The organism is Streptomyces sp. R28 (assembly GCF_041052385.1).
Taxonomy (GTDB): domain Bacteria; phylum Actinomycetota; class Actinomycetes; order Streptomycetales; family Streptomycetaceae; genus Streptomyces.
Window position 1 is genome coordinate 2,227,649 of the sequence record NZ_CP163439.1, and the last position, 24,552, is coordinate 2,252,200.

22 protein-coding genes are annotated in these 24,552 nt (G+C 72.0%); 11 read left to right on the top strand and 11 right to left on the bottom strand.

Annotation, left to right across the window (positions count from 1 at the left end; translation table 11 throughout):
* The 3 genes from AB5J49_RS09730 to mtnA form a co-directional block, all read right to left on the bottom strand.
* Complete coding sequence (locus AB5J49_RS09730) at nucleotides 1–939, bottom strand: TIGR03620 family F420-dependent LLM class oxidoreductase (protein ID WP_369168128.1); 939 nt, start codon at nucleotides 937–939, stop codon at nucleotides 1–3.
* A 68-nt stretch (nucleotides 940–1,007) separates the two neighbouring features.
* Nucleotides 1,008–1,346 carry an ArsR/SmtB family transcription factor gene (locus AB5J49_RS09735; protein WP_369168129.1) on the bottom strand — a complete coding sequence of 113 codons (339 nt, stop codon included), beginning with the start codon at nucleotides 1,344–1,346 and terminating at the stop codon, nucleotides 1,008–1,010.
* 55 nt (nucleotides 1,347–1,401) lie between these two features.
* Entirely contained in the window at nucleotides 1,402–2,433 is a 1,032-nt protein-coding gene (gene mtnA, locus AB5J49_RS09740; RefSeq protein WP_369168130.1) for an S-methyl-5-thioribose-1-phosphate isomerase, read from the bottom strand.
* Between the two features lie 339 nt (nucleotides 2,434–2,772).
* On the opposite strand from mtnA, the gene AB5J49_RS09745 reads away from it, so the two are divergent.
* The 7 genes from AB5J49_RS09745 (at nucleotide 2,773) to AB5J49_RS09775 (ending at nucleotide 10,130) form a co-directional block, all read left to right on the top strand.
* Nucleotides 2,773–3,825, top strand: a complete 1,053-nt coding sequence (locus AB5J49_RS09745) for a BMP family ABC transporter substrate-binding protein (RefSeq protein ID WP_369168131.1) — start codon at nucleotides 2,773–2,775, stop codon at nucleotides 3,823–3,825.
* Nucleotides 3,806–5,362, top strand: a complete 1,557-nt coding sequence (locus AB5J49_RS09750) for an ABC transporter ATP-binding protein (protein ID WP_369168132.1) — start codon at nucleotides 3,806–3,808, stop codon at nucleotides 5,360–5,362. The genes AB5J49_RS09745 and AB5J49_RS09750 overlap by 20 nt, the downstream gene beginning before the upstream one ends.
* Nucleotides 5,363–5,450: 88 nt before the next feature.
* The gene (locus AB5J49_RS09755; protein ID WP_369168133.1) at nucleotides 5,451–6,443 is read left to right on the top strand and encodes an ABC transporter permease; all 993 of its coding nucleotides are present in this window, start codon (nucleotides 5,451–5,453) and stop codon (nucleotides 6,441–6,443) included.
* Nucleotides 6,443–7,309, top strand: a complete 867-nt coding sequence (locus tag AB5J49_RS09760) for an ABC transporter permease (RefSeq protein ID WP_369168134.1) — start codon at nucleotides 6,443–6,445, stop codon at nucleotides 7,307–7,309. The genes AB5J49_RS09755 and AB5J49_RS09760 overlap by 1 nt, the downstream gene beginning before the upstream one ends.
* Nucleotides 7,306–8,094: a nucleoside phosphorylase gene (locus tag AB5J49_RS09765; protein ID WP_369168136.1), complete on the top strand. Its 789-nt coding sequence runs from the start codon at nucleotides 7,306–7,308 to the stop codon at nucleotides 8,092–8,094. The genes AB5J49_RS09760 and AB5J49_RS09765 overlap by 4 nt, the downstream gene beginning before the upstream one ends.
* Complete coding sequence (locus AB5J49_RS09770; protein WP_369168137.1) at nucleotides 8,091–9,389, top strand: amidohydrolase; 1,299 nt, start codon at nucleotides 8,091–8,093, stop codon at nucleotides 9,387–9,389. The genes AB5J49_RS09765 and AB5J49_RS09770 overlap by 4 nt, the downstream gene beginning before the upstream one ends.
* A 69-nt stretch (nucleotides 9,390–9,458) precedes the next feature.
* Nucleotides 9,459–10,130 carry a FadR/GntR family transcriptional regulator gene (locus AB5J49_RS09775; protein ID WP_369168138.1) on the top strand — a complete coding sequence of 224 codons (672 nt, stop codon included), beginning with the start codon at nucleotides 9,459–9,461 and terminating at the stop codon, nucleotides 10,128–10,130.
* Between the two features lies 1 nt (nucleotide 10,131).
* On the opposite strand, the gene AB5J49_RS09780 is transcribed toward AB5J49_RS09775, so the two are convergent.
* Nucleotides 10,132–12,600 carry an NACHT domain-containing NTPase gene (locus tag AB5J49_RS09780; protein ID WP_369168139.1) on the bottom strand — a complete coding sequence of 823 codons (2,469 nt, stop codon included), beginning with the start codon at nucleotides 12,598–12,600 and terminating at the stop codon, nucleotides 10,132–10,134.
* Nucleotides 12,601–12,848: 248 nt separating this feature from the next.
* Here AB5J49_RS09780 and AB5J49_RS09785 point away from each other — a divergent pair, with 248 nt between their 5' ends.
* Nucleotides 12,849–13,832: a PAC2 family protein gene (locus tag AB5J49_RS09785; protein WP_369168140.1), complete on the top strand. Its 984-nt coding sequence runs from the start codon at nucleotides 12,849–12,851 to the stop codon at nucleotides 13,830–13,832.
* 58 nt (nucleotides 13,833–13,890) lie between these two features.
* Here AB5J49_RS09785 and AB5J49_RS09790 read toward each other — a convergent pair whose 3' ends face one another.
* Nucleotides 13,891–14,865, bottom strand: a complete 975-nt coding sequence (locus AB5J49_RS09790; protein WP_369168141.1) for an SMP-30/gluconolactonase/LRE family protein — start codon at nucleotides 14,863–14,865, stop codon at nucleotides 13,891–13,893.
* Between the two features lie 309 nt (nucleotides 14,866–15,174).
* On the opposite strand from AB5J49_RS09790, the gene AB5J49_RS09795 reads away from it, so the two are divergent.
* Both AB5J49_RS09795 and AB5J49_RS09800 read left to right on the top strand, forming a co-directional pair.
* A complete protein-coding gene (locus AB5J49_RS09795; RefSeq protein WP_369168142.1) occupies nucleotides 15,175–16,899 on the top strand; it encodes a S8 family peptidase in 1,725 nt (574 codons plus the stop codon).
* A 35-nt stretch (nucleotides 16,900–16,934) separates the two neighbouring features.
* Nucleotides 16,935–17,519 (top strand): hypothetical protein, encoded by a 585-nt coding sequence (locus tag AB5J49_RS09800; RefSeq protein WP_369168143.1) that lies wholly within the window; start codon nucleotides 16,935–16,937, stop codon nucleotides 17,517–17,519.
* A gap of 67 nt (nucleotides 17,520–17,586) precedes the next feature.
* On the opposite strand, the gene mshC is transcribed toward AB5J49_RS09800, so the two are convergent.
* The 4 genes from mshC to AB5J49_RS09820 form a co-directional block, all read right to left on the bottom strand.
* Nucleotides 17,587–18,816: a cysteine--1-D-myo-inosityl 2-amino-2-deoxy-alpha-D-glucopyranoside ligase gene (gene mshC, locus AB5J49_RS09805; protein WP_369168144.1), complete on the bottom strand. Its 1,230-nt coding sequence runs from the start codon at nucleotides 18,814–18,816 to the stop codon at nucleotides 17,587–17,589.
* Nucleotides 18,817–18,973: 157 nt separating this feature from the next.
* Nucleotides 18,974–19,792, bottom strand: coding sequence for an SCO1664 family protein (locus tag AB5J49_RS09810; protein ID WP_369168145.1), 819 nt, complete (start codon nucleotides 19,790–19,792; stop codon nucleotides 18,974–18,976).
* On the bottom strand, nucleotides 19,756–20,346 hold the full coding sequence (locus AB5J49_RS09815; RefSeq protein ID WP_369168146.1) for a DUF3090 domain-containing protein: 591 nt from the start codon (nucleotides 20,344–20,346) through the stop codon (nucleotides 19,756–19,758). Before AB5J49_RS09815 ends, AB5J49_RS09810 begins: the two co-directional genes overlap by 37 nt.
* Nucleotides 20,347–20,463: 117 nt before the next feature.
* Entirely contained in the window at nucleotides 20,464–21,150 is a 687-nt protein-coding gene (locus AB5J49_RS09820; protein WP_369168147.1) for a histidine phosphatase family protein, read from the bottom strand.
* A 173-nt stretch (nucleotides 21,151–21,323) separates the two neighbouring features.
* Here AB5J49_RS09820 and corA point away from each other — a divergent pair, with 173 nt between their 5' ends.
* Nucleotides 21,324–22,322, top strand: a complete 999-nt coding sequence (gene corA, locus AB5J49_RS09825; protein WP_369168148.1) for a magnesium/cobalt transporter CorA — start codon at nucleotides 21,324–21,326, stop codon at nucleotides 22,320–22,322.
* An 81-nt stretch (nucleotides 22,323–22,403) separates the two neighbouring features.
* On the opposite strand, the gene AB5J49_RS09830 is transcribed toward corA, so the two are convergent.
* The gene (locus tag AB5J49_RS09830) at nucleotides 22,404–23,192 is read right to left on the bottom strand and encodes a ferritin-like domain-containing protein (protein WP_369168149.1); all 789 of its coding nucleotides are present in this window, start codon (nucleotides 23,190–23,192) and stop codon (nucleotides 22,404–22,406) included.
* A 249-nt stretch (nucleotides 23,193–23,441) separates the two neighbouring features.
* Nucleotides 23,442–24,497, bottom strand: a complete 1,056-nt coding sequence (locus AB5J49_RS09835; RefSeq protein ID WP_369168150.1) for an LLM class F420-dependent oxidoreductase — start codon at nucleotides 24,495–24,497, stop codon at nucleotides 23,442–23,444.
* Nucleotides 24,498–24,552 lie beyond the last annotated feature (55 nt).

Consider the following 24,552-nt stretch of genomic DNA (forward strand, 5'->3'; position numbering starts at 1 on the left):
TCAGGACGCCGTCTGGGGCAGCAGCGCCTCGCCCAGTCGCCGCCAGTGCGGCATCGCGGTGCCGCCCGGTTCGGTGCCGATCACTTGCACGGCGACGTGGTCGGCACCCGCTGTGACGTGGGCGCGGAGCCTGTCGACCACCGTGTCCACGTCGCCCCAGAACACGAGGTCGTCCACGATGCGGTCGCTGCCGCCGTGCGCGATCTCCTCGTCCGAGTAGCCGAGGCGGCGGAACTTGGCGATGTTGTAAGGGGTGTTGAGGTAGGTCTTCAGGTGCTCGCGCGCCGTCGCGCGGGCCTTGTCGGCATCCGGCTCCAGGAGCACCGCGTGCTCGACGCCCAGGAAGGCGTCGGGGCCGAGGATCTCCCTGGCCTGGGCGGTGTGGGCCGTGTTGACGTGGTAGGTGTGCGCGCCGGCGGCACGGTCCCGGGCCAGGGCGATCATCTTGGGACCGTACGCGGCCAGGACGCGGCGTACCGGGATCTGTGGCGCGGGGTTGGGTGACTCCTTCGCGAGCGCGTCCAGTTCGTCGACGTACTCGGCCACCGCCGCCAGGGGCTTGACGCCCGGTCGTGCGCCGCCGAATCCCAGGCCGAGCACATGCCGTCCCGGGTAGGCGTCGGCCAGCAGGGCACTCGCGGCGTGCGTCGCCGCCGCCCCGCGCGACCCGATCCGTGCGATGCCGTTGACCACCTGCAGCCGTTCGGTGCAGGAGAGCAGATAGGCGGCCTGGGTGAGCGCCTCACGCCCGCCCACCTCGGGGAACCAAACCGCCCGCCATCCTTGCTGTTCCAACTCCTGTACCGAGTCGCGTACCTGCGCGGCCGGCTGGTGCTCGAAGTCGAAGGTGTACACGCCGAACGTGCCGAGGTCCGTGCCGAGATTCATGCCGAGGTCCGTGCCGACATTCGTACCGAGGTCCGTGCCTGGATTCTCCATGCATCGAAATATCGCAGATTCTCGATATGAAACGCAAGGCGATTGCCGCCTTCGAAGGGATCCAACCTCTAGAGCGTCTGCGCCAGTTGGGCGACCAGCTCGGCGATACGCGCCTCGTCCCGCTTGTAGTGGGTCCACTTGCCCACCCGCGTCGCCCGCACCAGGCCCGCCCGCTGCAACTCGGCCATGTACGCCGACACCGTCGACTGGGCCAGCCCGGCCTTGGCCTGGATGTGGCTCACACAGACCCCCACCTCGGCCGGGTCCGCGATCGCCTCGTACTGCGAGAAGTGCCGCTGGGGCTCACGCAGCCACCACAGCAGCTGCAGCCGCACCGGATTGGCCAGCGCCTTCAAGGCGCCGACCAGGTCGGCATCCGGGGAGGTCGCAGCAGCAGCATCGGACATGGATCCGGAGTATAGGCCGGAGCCGAAGTCCGGGGACCTCAGCGGTCGGCGGACCTCAGCGCAGCCGCTCCCCCGGCAGCTCCCCCGCCGACACCTCCAGCACCCCGCGCTCGGTGACCAGTCCCGTCACCAGGCGTCCCGGCGTGACGTCGAACGCCGGATTGTGGCCGCGCGACCCGGCCGGAGCCGTCCGTACGCCGCCCCACTCCAGCACCTCGTCCTCGCCCCGGAGTTCGATGTGGATGTCGTCGCCGGTCTTCGTGGCCAGGTCGACGGTCGTCGTGGGCGCCGCCACCAGGAACGGGATCCCGGCGTCCGCGCAGGCCAGGGCGACCCCCACGGTGCCGACCTTGTTCGCGGTGTCGCCGTTCGCGGCGATGCGGTCGGCGCCGACGATCGCCGCGTCGACCTCGCCGCGCAGGATGGTGCCGGCCGCGGCGCCGTCGGCCTGGACGTAGTGCGCGATGCCCTCCTGGACCAACTCCCAGGCGGTCAGGCGGGATCCCTGGAGCAGCGGGCGCGTCTCGTCGGCGTACACGACCTCCAGGCGGCCACGCGCGTGCAGTTCACGGATGACGCCGAGTGCCGTGCCCCAGCCGGCCGTGGCGAGCGCGCCGGTGTTGCAGTGGGTGAGGATGCGCAACGGCCGGTCAGCATCGACGCGTTCGAGCAGCCAGTCGGCGCCGTACGCGCCCATGGCGCGGTTGGCCTCGACGTCCTCGCGCTGGACGGCGGCAGCCTCTTCCAGCACCGCGTCGAGGCCCTCGTCGAAGCGGGTCATGACACGGTCCACGCACACCATGAGGTTGACCGCGGTGGGCCGGGCCTCGCGGACGCGGGCCACGGCCGCGCGTATCTCGTCGGCCGACCAGCCCTCCCGCTCGCCCTGGAGCAGCGCGAGCGCGACGCCGTAGGCCCCCGCGGCGCCGATCGCGGGCGCGCCGCGCACGACGAGCCGCTGGATCGCGTCCACCAGGGTGTCCACATCACAGACGTCCCTGGTCTCGGTGCGGTGCGGGAGCACGGTCTGGTCGATCAGCGCAAGGCTGGTTCCGGTCCAGTGGACGGCACGCAATTCCTCGGACATGGGCCGCACTTCCTGGGACATAAGAGGACACTCCTACTGCTCCTGTGGGTGTCCGTCACCGTACATGACCTCGAGGAACCACAGTTCGAGACAGTCGAGCAGATGTCCGAACATCAGGTGTACAGTCCAGCCACCCGCGCAGCCCGCAGGCCGAGACGAGGAGGACGAGTGCTGCTCACCAAGCGCCGCTTCCTGGACTTCGGCCGCTGTGCCGGCGACCGCTGTCCCCGCTGAGCCGCCCCCACCTCAGCCGCATTCCGCGTCGCCCGCTCCCACCTCACGCGTTCATCGCCGAGCGCGCCTTGCCGTTCCCCGGAAGGCTTCCCCGGAAGGTCCCCCATGCCCCGCAGACTCCGCCGTTCCCTGCAACTCGCCGCCACCACCGCGCTCGTGGTGACCGCGGCCACCGCCTGCAACGCCGCCGCGAAGAAGGACGCCTCCGACAGTGCGGGCGGCGCCAGCGGCAAGTCCTTCACCCTCGTCACCCCCGACGCGGTCGGGCAGAACGAGTTCCTGAAGCTCGCCGTCACCGGCATCAAGGACGCGGCGAAGCGGCACGACGGGTCGCAGAAGGTCTACGAGTCCACGGATGCCGCCTCCCAGCAGCAGAACGTGCAGGCCGCGGTGGACGCCAAGCCGGACGTCATCGTGCTGGTCGGCTTCGAGTTCGCCGACCTCGTCGCCCAGCAGGCCGAGAAGAACCCGGCGCAGCAGTTCCTGATCGTCGACGCCTGCACGACGAAGACGTACAAGAACGTCAGCTGCGCCGTCTTCCGCGAGCACGAGGGTGTCTTCCTCGCGGGCGCCGAGGCCGGTCTGCTCAGCAGGTCCGGCAAGGTCGGCGCGGTCGACGTCCTCGACACGCCCCAGTTCCGGCGCTACAGCGACCCGTTCGCGGCCGGCGCCAAGAAGGTCGCCGCCAAGACGGAGACGTCGACGCGCTTCGTCGGCGGGCAGTCCCCGTTCGACGACTCGGCGCGCGCGAAGGAGCAGGCGAACACCCTGCTCGCCAAGGGCTACGACCAGATCATGGCGGCCGCGGCGGCCGGCAACTACGGCGTCTTCGAGGCGGCGAAGGCCAAGGGCGCGTACGCGTACGGCGTCGACGTCAACCAGTGCGTCTCGGCGCCCGGCACCGTCGTGGACAACGTGATCAAGCGCACGGACGTCGCCGTGGACAAGGGCATCGAGGCGGTCCTCGCCGGCCGGACGGGCACGACCGTCTCGTACGGCCTGAAGGAGGGCGGCATCAGCCTGACCGGCCTGGAGGACGGCGTCGACTCGTCGAAGTGCGTCATCGCCGACCATAAGGACGTCCTGAAGCAGGTCGAGGCGCTGCGCGACCAGATCGTGGCCGGGAAGCTGACGGTCGATGACCCCGCAGCGAGCTGACGCCGACCAGGGCTCCGGTCCGGCCGGTGTCGCGGTCGAGCTTCGGGGAATCACCAAGCGGTTCCCCGGCACGCTCGCCAACGACGCCGTCGACCTGACCGTCCGCCGCGGTGAGATTCACGCGCTCATGGGCGAGAACGGCGCGGGCAAGTCGACGCTCATGTCGGTCCTCTACGGCATGGAGGTCCCGGATGCCGGGACGATCCGTATCGACGGGCGGGCCGTCAAGCACGGCTTCGGCAGCCCCTCCGACGCGATGGCCGCCGGGCTCGGCATGGTGCACCAGAGCTTCAAGCTGTTCGACTCGCTGACGGTCGCCGAGAACGTCGTGTACGCCGCCGAGCCGCGCCGCTTCGGCCTGGTGGACCGCGCCGCCGCCCGCCGCCGGGTGCGTGAACTCGCCGATGAGCACGGGCTGTCCGTCGATCCGGACGCCCGGGTCGGGGACCTGCCGGTCGGCCTGCGACAGCGCGTGGAGATCCTCAAGCTGCTGCACCGGGGCGCCCGCACCCTCATCCTCGACGAGCCGACCGCCGTGCTCACCCCGGCCGAGGCGGACGCCCTGTTCGCGGTGCTCAAGTCGCTGGCCGCCGAGGGCCGTACGGTGATCCTGGTCACGCACAAACTGCGCGAGGTGCTGGAGGGCAGCGACCACGTGACCGTCCTGCGGGACGGACGGGTCGTGGCCCGACTGGTCACCGCGGAGACGTCCGCCGACGAGATCGCGGCCGCGATGACCGGCCGTGCGGTCGAACTGGACCGTATCCACGCGCCGGGCACGCCCGGTGACGTGGTCCTGGAGGTGTCCGGCCTCACCACCGACGCCGTGCGCGACGTCGACCTGACCGTCCGCGCCGGGGAGGTCGTCGGCATCGCGGGGGTCGCGGGCAACGGGCAGAGCGAGCTGGTCGAGGCGCTGGCGGGACTGCGACCGGTCACGGCCGGGCGGGTGACCCTGCAGAACGAGGAGATCACCCACGCCTCGGCCACCGAACGCCGCCTCAAGGGGCTGGCGTACGTCCCCGAGGACCGCCACGCGGTCGGTACGGCCCCGGCGGCATCGGTCGCGGACAACCTCGCGATGGGCCACCACCGTACGTCCCTGTCCCCCCGCGGTCTGCTGCCGCCCGCGGCCGTACGCGCCCACGCCCGGCGTCTCATCGAGCGCTTCGACATCAAGGCGTCGGCCCCCGAGGTGCCCGCCTCCGCGCTGTCCGGCGGCAACCTCCAGAAGCTGCTGATCGGCCGCGAACTCGCCCATGACGCCCCGCTGTTGCTCGTCGAGCAGCCGACGCGTGGCGTGGACATCGGCGCGATCCAGAACATCCACGACCAGCTGATCGCCTACCGCGACGCCGGTCACGCCGTACTCCTCGTCTCGGCCGAGCTGAGCGAGATCCGGGGCCTCGCCGACCGGGTGCTGGTGATGTACGAGGGGCGGATCACGGCGAGGTACGACAAGAACGAGGCGGACGAACGGACGCTGGGGCTCGCGATGGCGGGCGGCACCGGCAAGCAGGTGGAGACCGTCGACTGACATGACTCTTCAGCGAACAGAGCGAACAGAGCGAACAAGGCACACAGAGCGCATTTCGGGGGCCCTGCGCTCCCCCGTCGCCTTCTCCGTGCTCGCGGGCGTCCTCATCGGCGCGCTCTTCCTCGTCGGCACCGGCGCGGACCCGATCACGGCCTACGAGGCGGTCCTGACCGGCGCGCTCGGCGCCGACGGCATCGGCTCGACCCTGACCACGACCACCAGCGTGCTCGGCATGGCGCTCGCGCTGGCGATCCCGCTGCGCGCCCGGCTCATCAACCTGGGCGGCGACGGACAGATGGTGCTTGGCGGCATCACCGCGGCCGTCACCGGCCTGCACTCGCCACTGCCCGCGCCCCTGACCGTCGTCCTCGCCCTCCTCGCGGGCATGGCGGCCGGCGCCGCCTACGCGGCCCTCGCCGCCCTGTGCGAGAACCACCTCGGCGTCCCCCTGCTGGTCAGCAGCCTGCTGCTCAGCTACCCCGCGGTCTCGCTGGCCTCCTACCTGGCCCGCTACCCCCTCAAGGAGCCCGGCTCCAGCCTCCCCCAGACCCGGGCGATGCCCGACGGGGTGGAGCTGCCCGCGTTCGGCGACTCGACCGTGACCGTCGGGCTGGTACTCGTCGCCCTCGCGGCGGCCGCGTACTGGTTCACGGATCGGCGCACCGCTGTCGGGTACGAAATACGTATGACGGGCCTCAACGCGCGCTTCTCGGCCTACGCCGGTGTCGAACGCCGGGGCCTGACCCTGAAGTTGATGTCCGTCTCGGGTGCGCTCGCCGGGCTGGTGGGCGCGATCGGGGTGTTGAGCTTCCCGTACCGCTTCGTCGACGGCTCGCTCACCGCACCGGGCTACACCTGGACGGGCCTGACGGCCGCGCTGCTGGCGACGGCGGCCCCGATCGGCACGGTGGTCTCCGCGTTCTTCTTCGCGGTCCTCCAGGTCGGCGGGCTCGCGATGGAGCGGACGACCGAGGTGCCGCGCGAGCTGACGCAGGTGCTCCAGGCGATCGTGATCGTGTTCCTGGCAGCCCGGCTACGGTTCCCCGGCCGCTGGTTCAACCGCCGTAAGGAGGCGGTGTGATGTTCTTCGACTCCGATCTGCTGATGTCGGCGCTGCGCGCGCTCACCCCGATCCTGCTGGCCGCGCTCGGCGGCGCGATCTGCGAGCGGGCGGGCGTGTTCAACATCGGCCTCGAAGGCATGATGCTGATGGGCTGCTTCACGGCGGTGGCCACCAGCTGGTTCACCGGCAGCCCCTGGCTCGGCGTCCTGGCGGCGGCGCTCGCCGCGGCCGCGTACTCGCTGATCCTGGCCGTGGGTGCGGTGACGCTGCGCGGGGACGCGGTCGTTCTGGGCGTGGCCATGAACCTCCTGGCCGTCGGCCTGACCGGTTTCCTGCTGCGTACGGTCTTCGGTGTGCAGGGCACTTTCGACGACCCGTCACTCGCCGGGCTCCCGCTCATCGGTGGCTTCACCCCGCTCACCTATCTGTCGTGGGCGGCGGTCGCGGTGGCCGCGGTGCTGCTGTCCCGGCATGTGTGGGGGCTGCGCCTGCGCGGGGTCGGCGAGGCTCCGGACGCGGCGGCGACGCTCGGGGTGAGCCCGGTCAAGTACAAGTACGGGGCGATCCTGGTCTCCGGCGTCCTGTGCGGGCTGGCCGGCGCCCAACTCGCCCTCGGCAACGTCACCTTGTTCTCCGAGAACATGACGGCCGGCCGTGGCTGGATCGCCGTCGTCGCCGTCATGCTCGGCCGCGCCGCCCCGGTCGGTGTGCTGCTCGCCGCCCTGCTGTTCGGCCTCGCCGAGGCGGCCGGCTTCCGCCTCCAGGGCCTCGGCCTGCCGCAGCAGGCGACCGATGCCGCGCCGTACGTCGTCACACTCGGCGCCCTGTTCCTCACGACGGCCCGCCGCCGTCGCCGTATCCGCCCCTCCGGAGCCGCCTCATGACCCAGGATCCGCCCCAGGACCTGCTGCCCGTCACCCGCATACCCCGCACCGGACTCCCGGCGCACGCGGTCGTCGTCGGCGACCCGGCGCGCGCCGCCGCCGTCGCCGCTTTGCTGGACGGTGCGAAGGATGTGTCCCACCACCGCGAGTACCGCGTGTTCAGCGGGAGCTGGAAGGGCGTGCCGGTCACCGTCGCCTCGCACGGGGTGGGCGGGCCGGGTGCGATCCTGATGTTCCAGGAGCTGGCGGACGCGGGGGTCCACACCATCCTCCGGTTCGGTACGGCGGGTGCGATGCGGCCGGGGATCGGCGACGGCGACCTCGTCGTCGCGGAGGCGGCCGTACGGGACGACGGGGTCACCCAGCAGTTGCTGCCGCCGGAGTACCCGGCGGTCGCCGCGCCCGAGGCGGTACTCGCGCTGCAGCGGGCCGCGCGCGAGGCGGGCGCCCCGCACCACCGGGGCATCGTGTGGACGCGGGCGGCGTTCCAGCCGGGCCTGCTGCCGCTGTTCAAGTACGACGGTGCCGGGCTCGCGGCGATCGAGATGGAGCTGTCGGCACTGCTGGTGACGGCCTCGCTGCGGGGGCTGGTCGCCGGAGGCGTGCTGGTCGTGGACGGCGCCAACGCCGACGAGCTCGTCGACGAGGAGGCCACCGGCGGGTACGACCCGCACCGGGAGGTCGTCGCGGCCGGTGTGGAGCGGGGCGCGGTGGTGTCGCTGGAGGCGCTGCGGCTGCTGGCGCAGGAGTACGCCGCCGACCGCCCGGCGGGGAGCGCGGCGTGAGCGCGATCGACCTGCTGGTCCACGGCGGTGATGTCCTGACGGTCGACGACGCCGGAACCCTCGTACGGAGCGGGGCGGTCGCCGTCCACGAGGGCGAGATCGTCGCCGTGGGTTCCGCCGAGGAGCTGTGTACGCGGTTCACCGCGCGGGAGTCCATCGACGCCGCGGGCTGTCTCGTCCTCCCCGGTCTGATCAACACGCACACCCACCTCGCGATGACCCTGCTGCGCGGCCGCGCCGACGACGTCACCCTCCAGGGCTTCCTGGAGCGGGTGCTGCGGTGGGAGGCCGAGTTGCTGGCCCCGAAGAACGTGGCGGCGGCGGTGCGGGTGGCGGTGGCCGAGAGCGTACGGGCCGGGGTGACCTCGGCGCTGGACATGTACTGGTTCCACGAGGCGGCCGAGCGGGCGGCCCGCGAGTCGGGCTGGCGGCTGCTGACCGGGCCAACCTTCATGGACGTACCGGAGCCGCCGGACCGGTTGGCGTACGAGGACCGCATGGCGTGGGCCCGCCGGGACCTCGAGGCACGCGGTCCGGCGCGGGGCGGCCGACGTCCCGTCGTCTTCGCGCACTCCACCTACACCCTCTCCCCCGACCAGCTCACCGAGATCGCCGCCCTGGCACGGGAGTTCGGGGCGCTGCTGCACATCCACGCCGCCGAGAACGCGACCGAGGTCGCCACCGTCGAGGTGCGGTACGGCAAGCGCCCGGTGGAACTGCTCGACTCCCTCGGGCTGCTCGGTCCCGACCTGCTGCTCGCCCACGCCGTGGAGCTCACCGGACCGGAGATCGCGGCGCTGGCCCGCACGGGCACGTCCGTGGCCCACTGCCCGGTGTCGAACCTGAAGCTGGGCTGCGGTATCGCGCCGGTGCCCCGGCTGCTGAGCGCCGGGGTGACCGTCGGGCTCGGCACGGACGGGGCCGTCAGCTCCAACACCCTGGACGTGCTGGGGGCGGTGCGGCAGGCGGCGCTGGTGCACAAGGCGGGCGGCGACCCCACGGCGGTCGGCGCCGAGCGGGCCGTACGCCTGGCGACGATCGAGGGGGCGCGGGCGCTGGGGCTCGGGGAGCAGCTGGGCTCGCTGGAGACCGGCAAGCGGGCCGACCTGATCGTGCTCGACCTGAGCGCCCCGCATCTGCGTCCGCTGCACGATCCGTGGTCCACGCTGGCGTACGCGGCGCACTCGGCGGACGTGCGGGACACGGTCGTCGACGGCCGCGTGCTGATGCGGGACCGGGCGCTGACGACGCTGGACGAGGAAGCGGTGATCGCCGACCTGGAGGCGCTCGTCTGAACAGGCCGCATAATGTGGCTGAGACATCGGATGTCTTGCACGGGATCCTGAAGCACCGGGAGGGCGGCCATGGCAGTCACCGACGAGGCGATCGAGAAGATCAAGGGCATGATCGTCTCCGGCGCGCTGCGCCCCGGCGACCGGCTCCCCAAGGAGAGCGAGCTCGCCGCCGACCTCGGGCTCTCCCGTAACTCCCTGCGGGAGGCCGTGCGGGCCCTGTCGCTGATCCGGATCCTGGACGTACGGCAGGGCGACGGCACGTACGTCACGAGCCTGGACCCGCAGCTGCTGCTGGAGGCGCTGAGCTTCGTCGTCGATTTCCACCGCGACGACACGGTGCTGGAGTTCCTCGCCGTGCGCCGCATCCTGGAGCCGGCCGCCACGGCGATGGCGGCGTCGCGGATCAGCGAGCAGCAACTGGACGCGCTGGCCAACCAGTTGGACAAGCTCGGCAGCGCTCCGTCGGTGGAAGAGCTCGTCGCCAGTGACCTGGAGTTCCACCGGGGCATCGTGCAGAGCTCGGGGAACTCGGTGCTGTGCTCGCTCCTCGACGGACTGTCGGGGCCGACGACGCGGGCGCGTATCTGGCGGGGGCTGACCCAGGAGGACGCGGTGAGCCGGACCCTGCACGAGCACCGGGCGATCCTGGAGGCATTGCGGGACCGGGACGCGGAGGCCGCGCGGTCGTGGGCGACGGTGCACATCGCGAGCGTCGAGCAGTGGTTGCGGTCGACGCTGTGAGTCACTGCCTCCGGCAAAGGTCCGCTTCGGCGAGGCGGTGCTGCAGATCGATGTGGCGGAACTGGTAGACGGCGCCGGTGCGGCGCAGGACGCCCCGGTGTTCGTGGGCGTCGCTGAGAAAGGTCATGAGGTCGAAGGGCACCTTGGCGCGCAGGGCCAGGTAGCAGCGGGCGACCGCGTACCGGGGCCAGGCCGACTGGCGGATTCCGATGGCCAGCCCGGTCAGCAGCGAGGGGACCAGCCCGACCGCGTAGACCCAGTGCCGGCTCTCGGCGGGGGCCGCGCCCCACACGCCTGTCGACCCCCAGACGGCGGCGCACCAGCCCTGGGTGCCGATCACCAGGGCGCCGACCACGGCCGCCGTCAGGACGCAGGTGCCGATGGTGCGCCGGTCGTTGGCCAGGAGGGCGCGGCCGTCGACCGATGCGCCGAGGTCGACGGGGACCGTCCGCAGGCCGTTCAGGAGCAGGCAGGCCACCGCGAAGACCGCGCCCACCTGGAGTGCCGCCCAGCCCGCCGCGACGGGGTCGGCGGGCGCGATGTACCGCCGGGTGGACCCGCCCGAGAGCACATCCGCGAGCAGGCCCTCCAGCAGGATGCTGCCGCCGAGCAGCAGCCCGCCCAGCAGCCCCCGGCAGACGCCCCGTGGACTCCAGTGCCAGCGCACCCGGGCCACGGGGCAGGCGGGGTCCGTGTCCGGGCCGTCCCTGCCGACGGCGGCGGCCGCCACGCCGTAGAGCAGGGCGCTGACGGTTCCGCAGGCGTTGTCGAAGGCGAGTCCGTAACAGATCGCGGCCGCGAGTCCGGTCGCCGGAAGCCGCCAGTCCCAGTCGGCAGGCAGCCGTAGACCGGTCCGGGCACCGCAGGCGAACCCGGAGATGATCACTCCGACGAGCGTGAGCGAACCGCCGTCGGCCAGGCGGTGCAGCACCAGGTCGGCAGGGACGCCGGGAGCGACGGCCGCCGCGCACAGCAGGGTGATCGCCAGGGTTGCCGCAAAGCCGCCCGCCGGCCCGCCGCAGATCCCCGCGGCGACGACCCCCAGCCCGCCCCGCTCCTCCCACGCCGTGGGCGCCTGCGGCTCCTGCGCGAAGTAGTGGGTCAGCTCCATGGTCCCGCCCTCGACCAGCCACCCCAGGACGCCCAGCAGTACGCCGGCCAGCACCTGAGGCAGCACCGCCGGCACCGCGTGCCCCAGCTTCCACCACGCCACCTCGGCCGCCCCGTCCGCGCCCCGCTCCATGCGACGCGCCAGAAACCGCAACGCATGCCGTGCCTCGCCCACCGTCCACGGACACGGGCACTGCGGATGCGGCCGGTACGCGGCGCCGACGAACGCGTCGAGCAGATGGCGCCGCACGGCGGTTCGCGTCGGGCACCGCAACAGCTCCGCCGGGTCCGGAAGCTCACCCTCCGCCTCCCCCGGCCTGGGGTTGTACACGGACCGCGCCAGGGACACCATCAGCGGGCTCCGGAGCGCACCCGCCGCCGACGCATCCGTGCGCAGCGCCGCCACCACCGGCTGCCACCGCGCCGCGGCCGGCGTATCGGCCCCGCCCGCGTCCCGCAGCAGGTACTCGGCGACGTCGTCGGCGCCGAGCGGCTCCAGCCGGATCCCCGCCATCCCCGTGAGCCGCGCCGGCACGCCCGTCCGGGGCCGCAGCGCCGCCCGGTACTCCGCGGTCCTGCTCGACAGCACCAGCCCGCAGCCGTACGGCAACGCCTCACCGATCCGGTGCAGTGCCAACCCGCTCGTCCCGGTGGGCAGTTCGTCGAACCCGTCGAGCACCGGCAGCACCAGACGCCGGTCCAGCAGCATCCCGGCAAGCGTCGAACCCCCGTACTCACCCGGCGCCGCCGCCCCCAGCTCGGCGTGGTCCTGCACCAGCTTGCGTTCCATCCAGCCCCGCAGATCCACGGCCGACGGATCCCACGAGGCCAGGGGGAAGAGGACAGGCACCGGATCGCCCGCCGCCCGGTCCTCGATCAGCGCGAGCAGCAACCGCACGAGCAACAGGGTCTTCCCCGCCCCCGGTGCCCCCAGCACCAGCAGCCGCCGATCGGGCACGCGCCCGGCGAAGAGCGCGCCGATCTCCCCGTCCCGGCCCGCCAGCCCCTGCGTCACCTCGGCCAGGTCGGCATCCGCGCCCCGCCAGGACACCGGCAGGGGATACGGATCCGCCAGCCGCCGCACCACCGCCTCCGCCTCCCACTGCCGCCGTACGGCGACGGCGAGGCGGTCGGCGACGACGCCGGGGTCCGCCGCCCCGGCCGCCTCGACGCGGTCCGCCCGATAGGCGCTCCACGCCAGATAGGCGCCCGCCCCGGTCGGCAGCAGTGCCGCCACCACGGCAGCCGGGTCCTGCACGTGCGGGGCGACCAGCAGCGCCCCCAGCGTGCCCGTGGCGAACAGGGTCAGATACACGATCCCGGCGCGTCGCACGCGTGACCTGGGGGCAACTCCGCTCATCCGTCGAACAGTTCCGCACCCACGGGGCACCGGGCGGCCGATCGCCCGATCGCCACACGAGTGGGTGATACCGCCCGACCTGCCCCGCCGCTCGCCATTCGTCGGACATCGGATCTCTAGTGGGTGTTCCGGGGTGGCGAACGGGGCAGTGATCCGTTCACTCCCCCGTGCAAGGGGGCTGCGGGCGCCCCCGCCGCACGCCGTAAGGTTGGGTGGTCAAGCGAGGGCACGTCGGAAGGAGGCACTGGGTGATCGAGCTCGAGGGGGTTCCCGAGCTGATCGACCCGGTCATGGTGGCCGCGTTCGAGGGCTGGAACGATGCCGGCGACGCCGCCTCCACCGCGGTCGCGCATCTGGACAGGGAGTGGAAGGGCGAGGTGTTCGCGGCGCTGGACGCCGAGGACTACTACGACTTCCAGGTCAACCGCCCCACGGTGTGGATCGACGCCGGGGTGAGGAAGATCACTTGGCCGACGACAAGGTTGTCGGTGGTCCGCGTCGGCGGCGAGAAGCCACGTGATCTCGTACTCGTCCGAGGTATCGAACCGTCCATGCGGTGGCGCTCGTTCTGCAACGAGCTGCTCGGCTTCGCGCACGAGCTGGGCGTGGAGCTGGTGGTCATCCTGGGCGCTCTGCTCGGCGACACCCCGCACACCCGCCCGGTCCCGATCAGCGGCACCACGTCCGACACGGACCTGGCTCGCCGGATGGATCTGGAGGAGACCAAGTACGAGGGCCCCACGGGCATCGTCGGCGTCCTCCAGGAGGCATGCACGCACGCCGGCGTACCGGCGGTGTCACTGTGGGCCGCCGTACCGCACTACGTCTCGCAGCCGCCCAACCCGAAGGCGACGCTGGCCCTCCTCAACCGTCTGGAGGACCTGATCGACGTGCGCATCCCGCTGGGCGAACTGCCCGAGGACGCGCGCGCCTGGCAGGTCGGCGTGGACCAGCTGGCCGCCGAGGACAGCGAGGTCGCCGAGTACGTGCAGTCGCTGGAGGAGGCCCGGGACACCGCGGAGCTGCCGGAAGCGTCGGGCGAGGCGATCGCCCGCGAGTTCGAGCGGTATCTGCGCAGACGGGACGGCGGCGGTCCGTCGGCCGGCGGGCACGCCACGGCGGACGGCGGGGAGGCCGGGCCCTTCCTGAGGGACAACCCGAGCGGCCGGGCGAAGCCGCCCAAGCCGCCGAAGCCGAGCGGCACGGACGACGAGGAGTCGTCGGAGGAGTGAGGAGGAGGGCGGTGCGCCGGGCGCACCGCCCTCGTCCGTCCCGCGGGGACGGGGCTCGTTACGCCGGCACGGAGATCACGTCGTACGTCGTCTCGGGCGTCGGTGTCGTGGTGAAGCGCGCGTTGGGCAGGTAGAGGCGGCCCTGATGGGCGGCCACCGTGGTCGGCACGTCGAACAGCGGGTCGGTGATGCGGCGCCGGAAGACGCCGCTGCGGCCGTCGGCGGCCAGCTGGAACACGTCGACGGCGTTCTGCCGGTTCTGCACGACGTACAGCGTGCGCCCGTTCAGCAGCAGGCCGTCGCCGTTGGTGAGCGGGGCCGCGTCGCCGAGGTCGACGAGCTCGGTGACGCCGGTGCGCGGGTTCACGCGGTGCAGGCCGCCGACCCCGGACTGCACGACCAGGAGCGCCGAGCCGTCGGGGGTGCGGGTGATGCCGTTGGCGTTGACGACCTCGCCGGCGACCTGGCTCCAGTCGCCGCCCAGCGTGACCGTCACGACGTCGTCCGCGTCCGGCAGTTCGCCGTGCCTGCCGAGCGGCAGGGCGTACAGCGCGGGCTGGAAGGAGTCGGTGAACCAGGCCGTGCGCGAGGTCAGGAACACGTCGTTGGCGAAGGTCGGGGTCGCCGTGGTGAGGACGTACGAGGCGAGGATCGCGCCGGTACGGGCGTCCACGACGCGGGCGCCCTGGCCGCGTCCGGCGACGAACAGACGTCCCCGGTCGTCGAGTTTGAGGCCTACGGAGGGCGTGCCCGGGCCCGTGGAGATGATGCCGCCCTCGCCGGTGCGCAGGTCGGCGCGGTAGATCGAGCCGTCGCCGAGGGAGCCGAGATAGGCGTACGGTCCGCCGCCGATGGTGATGCCCTCCGGGCGGAAGCCGTTCGGGAGGCGGATCACCGCGGGCCGGGTCTTTCCGGCCGCTGCCGCGGAGGTGCCGGCGGACCCGACGAGTACGGCACCGGCGGTGGCGGCGCCGGCCGTGAGGAGTCTGCGGCGGGTGGGCTGAGGTGCGAAGGAGCGGTGTTCGGGGGCCACTGTGCGTCCTTCCGCGGACAGGACCGGCCAACAGCTGGTCCAACGGTCAACTGACTCGTCCACCCCATCACACGCCGAGCGCCTCCGCAGCCGTAGACAGCCTCTCGACAGCGACTGGACACATCTGGCCCGTATATGGCGTGCCATCTCTTTCAGGCCGGATTGCACACGGTGCCCAATTCAACTTGTTTCAAACCGACTTGGCGAAAGAAGCCTGGACGGACCGGTCCGGGCGTGCTTGGTTGTCCTGCGAAGGCGCGCCGCACCACCCGCACTTGGTACCCACAGGACCGAAGGGAGCGGCAGACGATGAGCGACCAGGCACAGCCGGCGCAGGGCCCGGGAGCGTCCGGGCCGGGGCCCGACGGAGCGGGATTCACCTATCGAGGAGCCGAGCAGGAACTGATCGTCGTCGCCCGCCCTCAGGCCAGGCTGCGCGCCCAGGCCGAGGGCGTCCGGTCGGCGGCGGGCGCCGACATGTCGGCCCTCAACATGTTCCTCACCGACGAACAACTCGCGCTGGAGCCGCTGTTCGGCAGCGAGGAGCGGCTTGAGCAGGCCACCGGCACCGAGGACGTGCCCGACCTCGCGCTGTTCTACCGGGTGCGCGGCGGTCAGAGCCGCGCCGAGGAGCTGCGGGCGCGCATCGCCGCGCTGCCGGGGATCGACTCGGCCTATGTGAAGCCGGGAGCGGTGCCGGCCGTTCTCGGGAAGATCGGGGAGGACAGCGGGCGCCTGAAGGAGGGTGCGCCGGTCACCCCCGACTACAGCGGCCGGCAGGGCTATCTGCGGCCGGCGCCCGAGGGCGTCGACGCGCACTGGGCCTGGCAGCGCCCCGGCGGCACCGGTCAGGGCGTGACCGTGATCGACGTGGAGGGCTCCTGGCAGCTGGGCCACGAGGACCTGGCGGCCAAGCTGGCCGGCGTCGTCGTCGGCACCCCGCTGTCCGACGTCGCCTGGCGCAACCACGGCACCGCCGTGATCGGGGTGATCGGCGGCGACCGGGGCGAGTACGGCATCACCGGCATCGCGCCGGACGCGGTGACCGCGGCCGCGTCCTTCCAGGGCATCGGCACGGCGGCCGCGATCCACGCGGCGGCCGACCGGCTCGGCCCCGGCGACATCGTGCTGATCGAACTGCACCGCCCGGGGCCCCGGTTCGAGTACGCCGACCGCGACGACCAGCGCGGCTACATCGCGCTCGAGTGGTGGCCGGACGACCTCGCCGCCATCCGCCACGCCACCGCCAAGGGCGTCCTCGTGGTGGCCGCCGCGGGCAACGGCGCCGAGTCCCTGGACGACGCGGCCTACGAGCGCCGCCCGGACGGATTCCCCGAGTCGTGGCGCAACCCGTTCAACCCCTCCAACCCGTCCTCCGGCGCCGTCCTGGTCGGTGCGGGCGCCCCGCCGCCCGGCACGCACGGCCGCGACCACGGCCCGGACCGCTCACGGCTCGCCTTCTCCAACTACGGCGCCCGGGTGGACGCGCAGGGCTGGGGGCGCGAGGTGACGACGACCGGCGGCTTCTGGGACAAGCCCGGCGATCTGCAGGGCGGGCCCGAGGAGATCGCCTGGTACACCGACACGTTCTCGGGGACGTCGTCCGCCTCCCCGGTGGTGGTCGGCGCGCTGGCCGCGCTGCAGGGGATACTCCAGGCGGCCGGTCAGCAGCCGATGTCCCCGGAGCGTGCGCGTGCGGTGCTGCGGGCCACCGGCTCCCCGCAGCAGGACGCGCCGGGCCGGCCCGCCTCCCAGCGGATCGGCCACCGGCCCGACATCAAGGCGGCGGTGACGCATCTGGTGCCGCAGGCGGTCGGCTCGGGCAAGGCCGAGCGGTACTGGGACGAGCTGCTGCCGTATCCGCGTGAACTTCCGCCCAGGCTCCGGCTGTTCGTGGCCGGCGAGTGGCGCAACCTCAATCATCCGTCCCCGGAGATCCGCCAGGCGGTCCACACCGCCTTCGCGGGGGGACGGCCCGATGTCCGAGTGTGGTTCTCGGACGACGAGATCGTCGGCCTGGTGATCACCGGCTGACGCAGCCCATCACATCAAGGGAAGGTGACACCCGTATGAGCACCACCCCGCAGATGAGTCACATGGGACAACAGCAGGGCCAGCAGTTCCCGAGCACGTCGCCGTACCAGCAGCAGCCGTTCGGCCAGCACCAGGGCTACGGCCAGCAGCAGCCGTACGGCATGAGCGGCTCCCTGGAGCAGCTCCAGCAGCTCGGCCAGCAGCAGCCGTTCCAGCAGCTGCTGCAGCAACTGCAGCAGCTCGGGCAGCCGCAGCAGGGCCAGCAGGGCTACGGCCAGCAGCAGGGCGACCAGCAGCAACAGCAGGCCGAGCAACAGCTGATGCAGCTGGTGCAGCAGGTCACGCAGGCCGCGCTCCAGCAGGTCTCCCAGCAGGTGCAGTCCCAGGTTCTCCAGGCCGGCGTGGCGAACGGCTACATCGACATCGTCCAGCCGCTCCCGGGACAACCGCAGCAGATCTTCCTGCGCTTCCCGAACAACGTGTTCCGGGTCCTCAACAACCCGAACCCGCAGACCCACGACGAGGTGCAGGAGGCCTTCGCGTTCGGCCAGCAGGTCATCGGCGTCTGGGACAGCGGCTCACCGCAGATCCTGCGCAGCATCCAGATCCGCAAGCTCTGATCGGCACGTGAACCAAAAGGCGCTTCCTCCCGCCGGGAGGAAGCGCCCTCTCTCGGGTTCGACGTGGCTACAGAGCGACGCCCAGCAAGGCGTCCACGGTCCGCGACACGACACCGGGGGCGCCGATGTCCGTGCCGCCCTGCTCGTGCTGGAGCTCGGCCCAGCGGTCGACCGCGGCGAGCGCGGCCGGGGCGTCGAGGTCGTTCGCGAGGGCCTCGCGGATCTCCTCGACGAGCGCGTCGGCGGGCGGCCCGTCGGGCCGGGACACGGCGGCACGCCAGCGGTCGAGGCGGACGACGGCGTCCTGGAGCACCTGGTCGGTCCACTCCCAGTCGGCCCGGTAGTGGTGGGCGAGGAGGGCGAGCCGGATGGCGGCGGGGTCGACGCCGTCGCGCCGCAGCTGCGAGACGAAGACCAGATTCCCCTTGGACTTGGACATCTTCTCGCCGTGCAGGGCGACCATGCCTGCGTGGACGTACGCCTTGGCCATGGGGAACTCGCCGGTCAGCACCTGGGCGTGCGAGGCACCCATCTCGTGGTGCGGGAAGGCGAGGTCGGAGCCGCCGCCCTGGACGTCGAAGCCCATGCCGAGGTGGTCGAGGGCGATGGCGACGCACTCGATGTGCCAGCCGGGCCGACCGCGCCCGAGCGAGCCGCCGTCCCAGCTGGGCTCGCCCTCGCGGGCGGCCATCCACAGCATCGGGTCGAGCGGGTTCTTCTTGCCCGGACGGTCCGGGTCGCCGCCGCGCTCGGCGGACAGCAGTCGCATCGCGGCGGCGTCGAGTCCCGACACCTTGCCGAAGTCGGGGTCGGACTCGACGGAGAAGTAGATGTCCCCCTCCAGCTCGTACGCGGCGCCGGCGTCCCTCAGACGCTCGACGAGCGGCACGATGCCGGGTATGGCCTCGACGGCGCCGACGTAGTGCTGCGGGGGCAGCATGCGCAGGGCGGTCATGTCCTCGCGGAAGAGGGCGGTCTCCTTCTCGGCGAGGGCGACCCAGTCGATGTTGTCGCGCGTCGCCCGTTCCAGCAGCGGATCGTCGACGTCGGTGACGTTCTGGACGTAGTGAACCTGCCGCTTGGTGTCGAGCCACACGCGCTGCACGAGGTCGAACGCGTTGTAGGTCGCCGCGTGACCCAGGTGGGTCGCGTCGTACGGGGTGATGCCGCAGACGTAGATACGGGCGACGGGACCGGGGTCGAGGGTGACCAGACCGCCGGTCGCGGTGTCGTGGATCCTCAGGTCGCGGCCCTGACCAGGCAGGGCGGGGACCTCAGAAGCGGGCCAGGCATACATGTCATGAGCCTAACCGGACGGATGTTCCGGATACGAACCGGACCAGGCCGGATGGCCGGTAAGGCCTTCTTGCGCGATACCGGCCATTGTGCTGCGGCACGAGCGCTGCGGCCGGACGTGCGGCTGGACGTGCGGCCGCTGCCGGAGGCGGCCGCCGCTAGACCGGCGGCCAGGGAATGGCCGGCCACTCCCCGCTCGGTTCCGGATGCCTGCCGGAGGTCACCAGCGCCTCCACGCGCGCGTGTGTGGCCTCCACCTCGGCGGCGGTGATCAGCCCGGCCAGGCGCAGGGCCAGGCCACCGCCCTGCTTCAGCCCCTCCTGCAGGGCGCCGAGCACCTCGAGGGCCTCCCCGGTCAGCGGCTCCCCCGCCCACCCCCACAGCAGCGTCCGCAGCTTGTTCTCGACGTTGAAGGTGACGCCGTGGTCGATGCCGTACAGGTGGCCGCCCTCGGTGGGCAGCAGGTGCCCGCCCTTGCGGTCGGCGTTGTTGATCACCGCGTCCAGGACCGCGAGCCGCCGCAGCCGCTCGTCGTCGGCATGCACCAGCAGGGCCGTCCTGCCCTCGCCGACCTCGGCGAGACCGACCGCCTTCCAGCCGGGCTCGGGCTCCTCGCCGTCGACCAGGGCGAGCAGCTCGGCCTCGGGCGTCACGTCGATCCACAGCTGGACCATGCCCTCGCCGTACGGCCCGTCCCGCAGCACGGTGGGCGGCACGAGCCCCCAGCCGGTCGCCTCGGAGACCTCGTACGCGGCGGCCTCGCGCTGCGCGAGCGTGCCGTCGGGGAAGTCCCACAGCGGCCGCTCACCGGCGACCGGCTTGTACACGCAGGACGCCTCCTGCCCCTCGTACGCGACCGTGCAGAACAGCGCCGCGTTGGACGCCTCGCGGATACGCCCGCGCACGGTCAGTTCGCCCTCGGCGAGCAGGTCCACCGGGGTCACGCTCCGCGGCGGTATCCGTTCTGGCGCGGACATACGTGTCCTTCCGGGTCGAGCGGGAGGCTGCACAGCGGGCACGGCGGCCGCCCGGCGTTGACGACGTCCAGGGCGCGCTTGGCGAAGGCTCTCGCCTGCGCGCCGGTGAGCCGGACCCGCAGCATCGGGGGCCCGTTCTCCTCGTCCTGCAGCAGCCGCTCCTCCGCCTCGGCGAGGTCCTCCTCGGAGTCGGCGTCGAGCTCGACGAGGGCCTGCGCCTCGACGATCATGCGCTGCTCCTCGCCGTCCCAGGCCAGCGCCATGGTGCCGACCCGGAACTCCTCCTCGACGGGGGACTCCAGCGGGGCGCTGTCGGAGATCTCGGTGGGCGCCACGGCGGGCACGGCGGCACTGCCGCCACTACGCCGTACGACCTCGTCGAGCAGTTCGTCCATGCGCTCGGCGAGGGCGGCGACCTGGGTCTTCTCCAGGGCCACGCTGGTCACCCGGGAGCCTGCGATGGCCTGGAGGAAGAACGTACGGCGTCCGGGAAGCCCGACCGTACCGGCCACGAAGCGGTCCGGGGGGTCGTAGAGGAACACCTGACGGGACACGTCCTGTCTCCATTGGAATCGTGAGAACGGCGAATCGTGAGTACGGCGGATCGTGCGTGCGGCGAAATCGTGCCTACGAGCGCTACTTCGACCGCTTCACCCTACTGCGCCGGACGATCACGGTGCGCCCGCGCCGCCCCCGACCGTGGCGTCGTCGGCCGGCGGCTCCTCGCGGGGGGCGAGGGACGCGAAATCACCGGTGTCCCCGAGGCGCAGGAGGAACGGCCTCAGGCGTGTGTAACGGATCGCGGTGATGGAACACGGTTCAACGGAGATCCTCTGGAAGAGGTCGAGATGAAGACCGAGTGCGTCCGCGACGAGGGACTTGATGATGTCGCCGTGCGAGCACATCAGATACACCGCGTCGGCACCGTGATCGCGCTCCACGCGCGCGTTCCACTCGCGTACGGCCTCGGCGGCGCGGGTCTGCATCGACCGCATCGACTCACCGCCCGGGAACGCGGCCGCCGACGGGTGCGCCTGGACGACCTCCATCAGCGGCTCGTCCCCCAGCTCGGCGAGCTTGCGGCCGGACCAGTCGCCGTAGTGGCACTCGCCGATCCGCTCGTCGGTCTGGGCGCGCAGGCCGGGGCGGGCCTCGAGCAGCGGGGCGATCGTCTCCTGACAGCGCTGCAGGGGGCTGCTGACGACCTCGGAGACCGGCAGCCCGGCGAGCCGCCCGGGCAGGGCGGCGGCCTGTGCGGCGCCGCGCTCGTCCAGGGCGACGCCGGGCGTCCACCCGGCGAGCAGTCCCTCGGTGTTGGCGGTGGAACGTCCGTGCCGGACCAGGATCAGCGTGGGCATGCCGCCCAGCGTAGGCGCACGACGCTCGCCGAAGGGCCGCGCCGGTGTCGAGAGGTCGAGCGCGCGGAGGCCCGAAGGGTCGAGCACGGTCGGGCTCTCGACACCGGCTTGGGCGGCCCGGAGGCGAAAATGTCAGCGTGCGTTTGCCGCCGGACGGCGGGAGAATACGCTCCGTGATCGTCGACTGCGCCATCTACCGGGACGGGCGGCGGGCGGAGGGGCCGGACGACTTCTCCGACGCCCTGGATCTGTGCCGTCTGCAGGACGACGCGTTCGTCTGGGTCGGGCTGTACGAGCCCACGGAGAAGGAGTTCGACCGGGTCACGGACGAGTTCGGGCTCCACCCGCTCGCGGTCGAGGACGCCCTGAACGCCCATCAGCGGCCCAAGCTCGAGGTGTACGACGACTCGCTGTTCATGGTCCTCAAGCCGGTCGGGTACGAGCCGAAGAGCGACATCGTCTCCTCCGGCGAGGTCATGGTCTTCATCGGCGACTCGTTCGTGGTGACGGTCCGGCACGGCGAGGAGGCGCCGCTCAGTGCGGTGCGGCGCCGCCTGGAGCACGAGCCCGAGATGCTGCGGCACGGTCCTACGGCGGTGCTGTACACGATCGCCGACGCCGTGGTCGACCACTACGTGGAGGTGGCGGGCGAGCTGAGCACCGACCTGGAGGAGCTGGAGACGGAGGTGTTCTCGCCGACCGGCGGCGGCTCCCGGCACACCGCGTCCCGCATCTATGCCTTCAAACGGCAGATCCTGGAGTTCAGGCGGGCCACCGGCCCCCTGGCGCAGCCCCTGTCCCGGCTCGCGGGCACGGGCGTGTTCGGCGCGCGCGTGCCCTTCGTGCACGACAAGGCGCAGCCCTTCTTCCGCGACGTGAGCGACCACCTCACGCGCGTGAACGAGTCCGTGGAGGGCCTGGACCGGCTCGTCTCCGACGTCCTGTCGGCGCATCTGGCGCAGATGAGCGTCCGGCAGAACGACGACATGCGGAAGATCTCCGCGTGGGCGGCCATGGCCGCGATCCCCACGATGATCGCGGGGATCTACGGCATGAACTTCGACCACATGCCGGAGATACGCTGGCTGTGGTCGTATCCGGTGCTGATCGTCGCCATGGCCGCCCTGGAGGTCCTGCTGTACCGGCTGTTCAAGAGGCGGGGCTGGTTGTAGGGCCGGGGTCGGTGGGTCGGTCGTGGGGACCGGTGGGTCGGTCGTGGGGACCGAGGTGGGTCGGTCAGGGGAACCGGCGCGTCAGGCGAACTCGGGCGCCGAGGTGGCGGGGCCGCCGAGCGCGTCGCGTCGTTCCGGCATCTTCAGGGACACCATGCGCCGCCAGCCCGCGACGCGCTCCCAGGCGTACACCGCGTGGATGCCGGCCGCGAGCACGGCCGCCTTCGCCCTCGGCCAGCCGAGGATGCGCCCCATGTGGTCCATGACCGCGAGGCTGACGTCCCGGTAGATCCGGATCTCCGCCAGCGCGCACTCACGCAGCGTTCGCTGGATGGCCCGGACGTGTCCCTGGGCCGCGAAGCGCAGCAACTCCTCGTGGCAGTAGGCGAGGTGGTTGTCCTCGTCGTGGGAGATCATCCTGACCGCGCGGCCGAGGTCGGGGTGGTCGGCGAAGTGCTTGCGCAGCAACTCCATCTGCTCCGAGGCGCGCTGCTCGGTGACCCTGCTGTGCGACAGGTAGGTGACGATGTCCTGGACGGTGAGCGGCTCGTCGCTCTTGAGCTTGTCGTGGGCGAGACCGATGCCGTGATTCTCCAGGAGCATCGTGTAGTCGGTCTCGGGCGGGACGGGCACCGGTCGGAGGCCGCGCTTGTTCATCAGGGCGTTGAAGATCCGCCCGTGCTTGTCCTCGTCCGCGCCGTGCCGGGTGATCTTGGGTGCGAGAGGGCGCTCGCTCTCCGGGACGAGCGCGGCGATGCGGGCGTTCTCCCAACCGCCCTGGGACTCCCCGCTGGCCGCGATGGAGCAGAACAGGCGGAAGGACTCGTCGTTGTCGAGGATCTCCTGGAACAGACTCTTGGCCGAAAGCATCGTTGGACACCTCTCTGCAGGGCGCAGGACGCCGGACTCCGCAGGATTCCGCAAAGAACGAGTCAAATGCCGCGAGAGGGGCACTGCAACAGCTGTGTCGGACAACTCCGCCGAAAGAATGACCAGCCGGGGCGCGAGGGGGCGTAACCGCGCGGCCACGCGCGCGTTGTTCTGCGTGACGGCCGTGGCGGGGAAGACCCCCGAGCCCCCACCACGGCCGCAGAACATCCCATTCGGGTGCTCCCCGGGTCACGCCAGGCCGGCACGCTCCAGGGCCTCGGTGCCGGCGCGGAGCGAGGCGAGCCGCTCGTCGAGCGTGAAGCCCGCGGGCGCGAGGGACAGGGTGGTGACCCCGGCCGCGGCGTAGGCCTTCATCCGGTCCGCGATGCGGTCGACGGAACCGAGCAGCGTGGTCTTGTCGATCAGGTCGTGCGGTACGGCGGCCGCGGCGCCCTGCTTGTCGCCGGAGAGGTACTTGGTCTGGATCTCGGCGGCTTCCTTCTCGTAGCCCATGCGCTGGGCGAGCTGGTTGTAGAAGTTCTGCTTGGGGCTGCCCATGCCGCCGACGTACAGCGCGGTGTAGGGACGGAAGGTGTCGGCGAGCGCGGCCACGTCCTTGTCGTCGCCGACGGCGAGGGGAAGGGTCGGGCACACGTCGAACCCGTCGAGCGTCTTGCCGGCCTTCTCGCGCCCGGCGCGCAGGTACTGGATCGCGGTGTCCTCGAGGTGCTCGGCGGACGGGAAGATCAGCAGCGCGCCGTCGGCGATCTCACCGGTCTGCTCGAGGTTCTTCGGGCCGATGGCGGCGATGTACAGCGGGATGTGCTCGCGCTCGGGGTGCACGGTCAGCTTGATCGGCTTGCCGGGACCGCCGGGCAGCGGCAGTGTCCAGTGCTGCCCCTCGTACGACAGGCGCTCGCGCGTCATGGCCTTGCGGACGATCTCGACGTACTCACGCGTGCGTGCCAGCGGCTTGTCGAACTTGACGCCGTACCAGCCCTCGGAGACCTGCGGTCCGGAGACGCCGAGGCCGAGCCGGAAGCGCCCGCCGGAGAGCGAGTCAAGGGTCGCCGCCGTCATCGCGGTCATCGCCGGCTGGCGGGCCGGGATCTGGAAGATGGCGGAGCCCACGTCGATGCGCTCGGTCTGGGCGGCGACCCAGGTGAGCACGGTGGCCGCGTCCGAGCCGTACGCCTCGGCGGCCCAGCACACGGCGTATCCCAGCCGGTCGGCCTCCTGGGCGACGGCGAGATTGTCCGCGTCCATTCCGGCGCCCCAGTAGCCGAGGTTGATCCCGAGCTGCATGGCGGATTCCCCTTACCGATCAGTAACGTCCCTTGTCGGGCCGACCTTAGCGCGG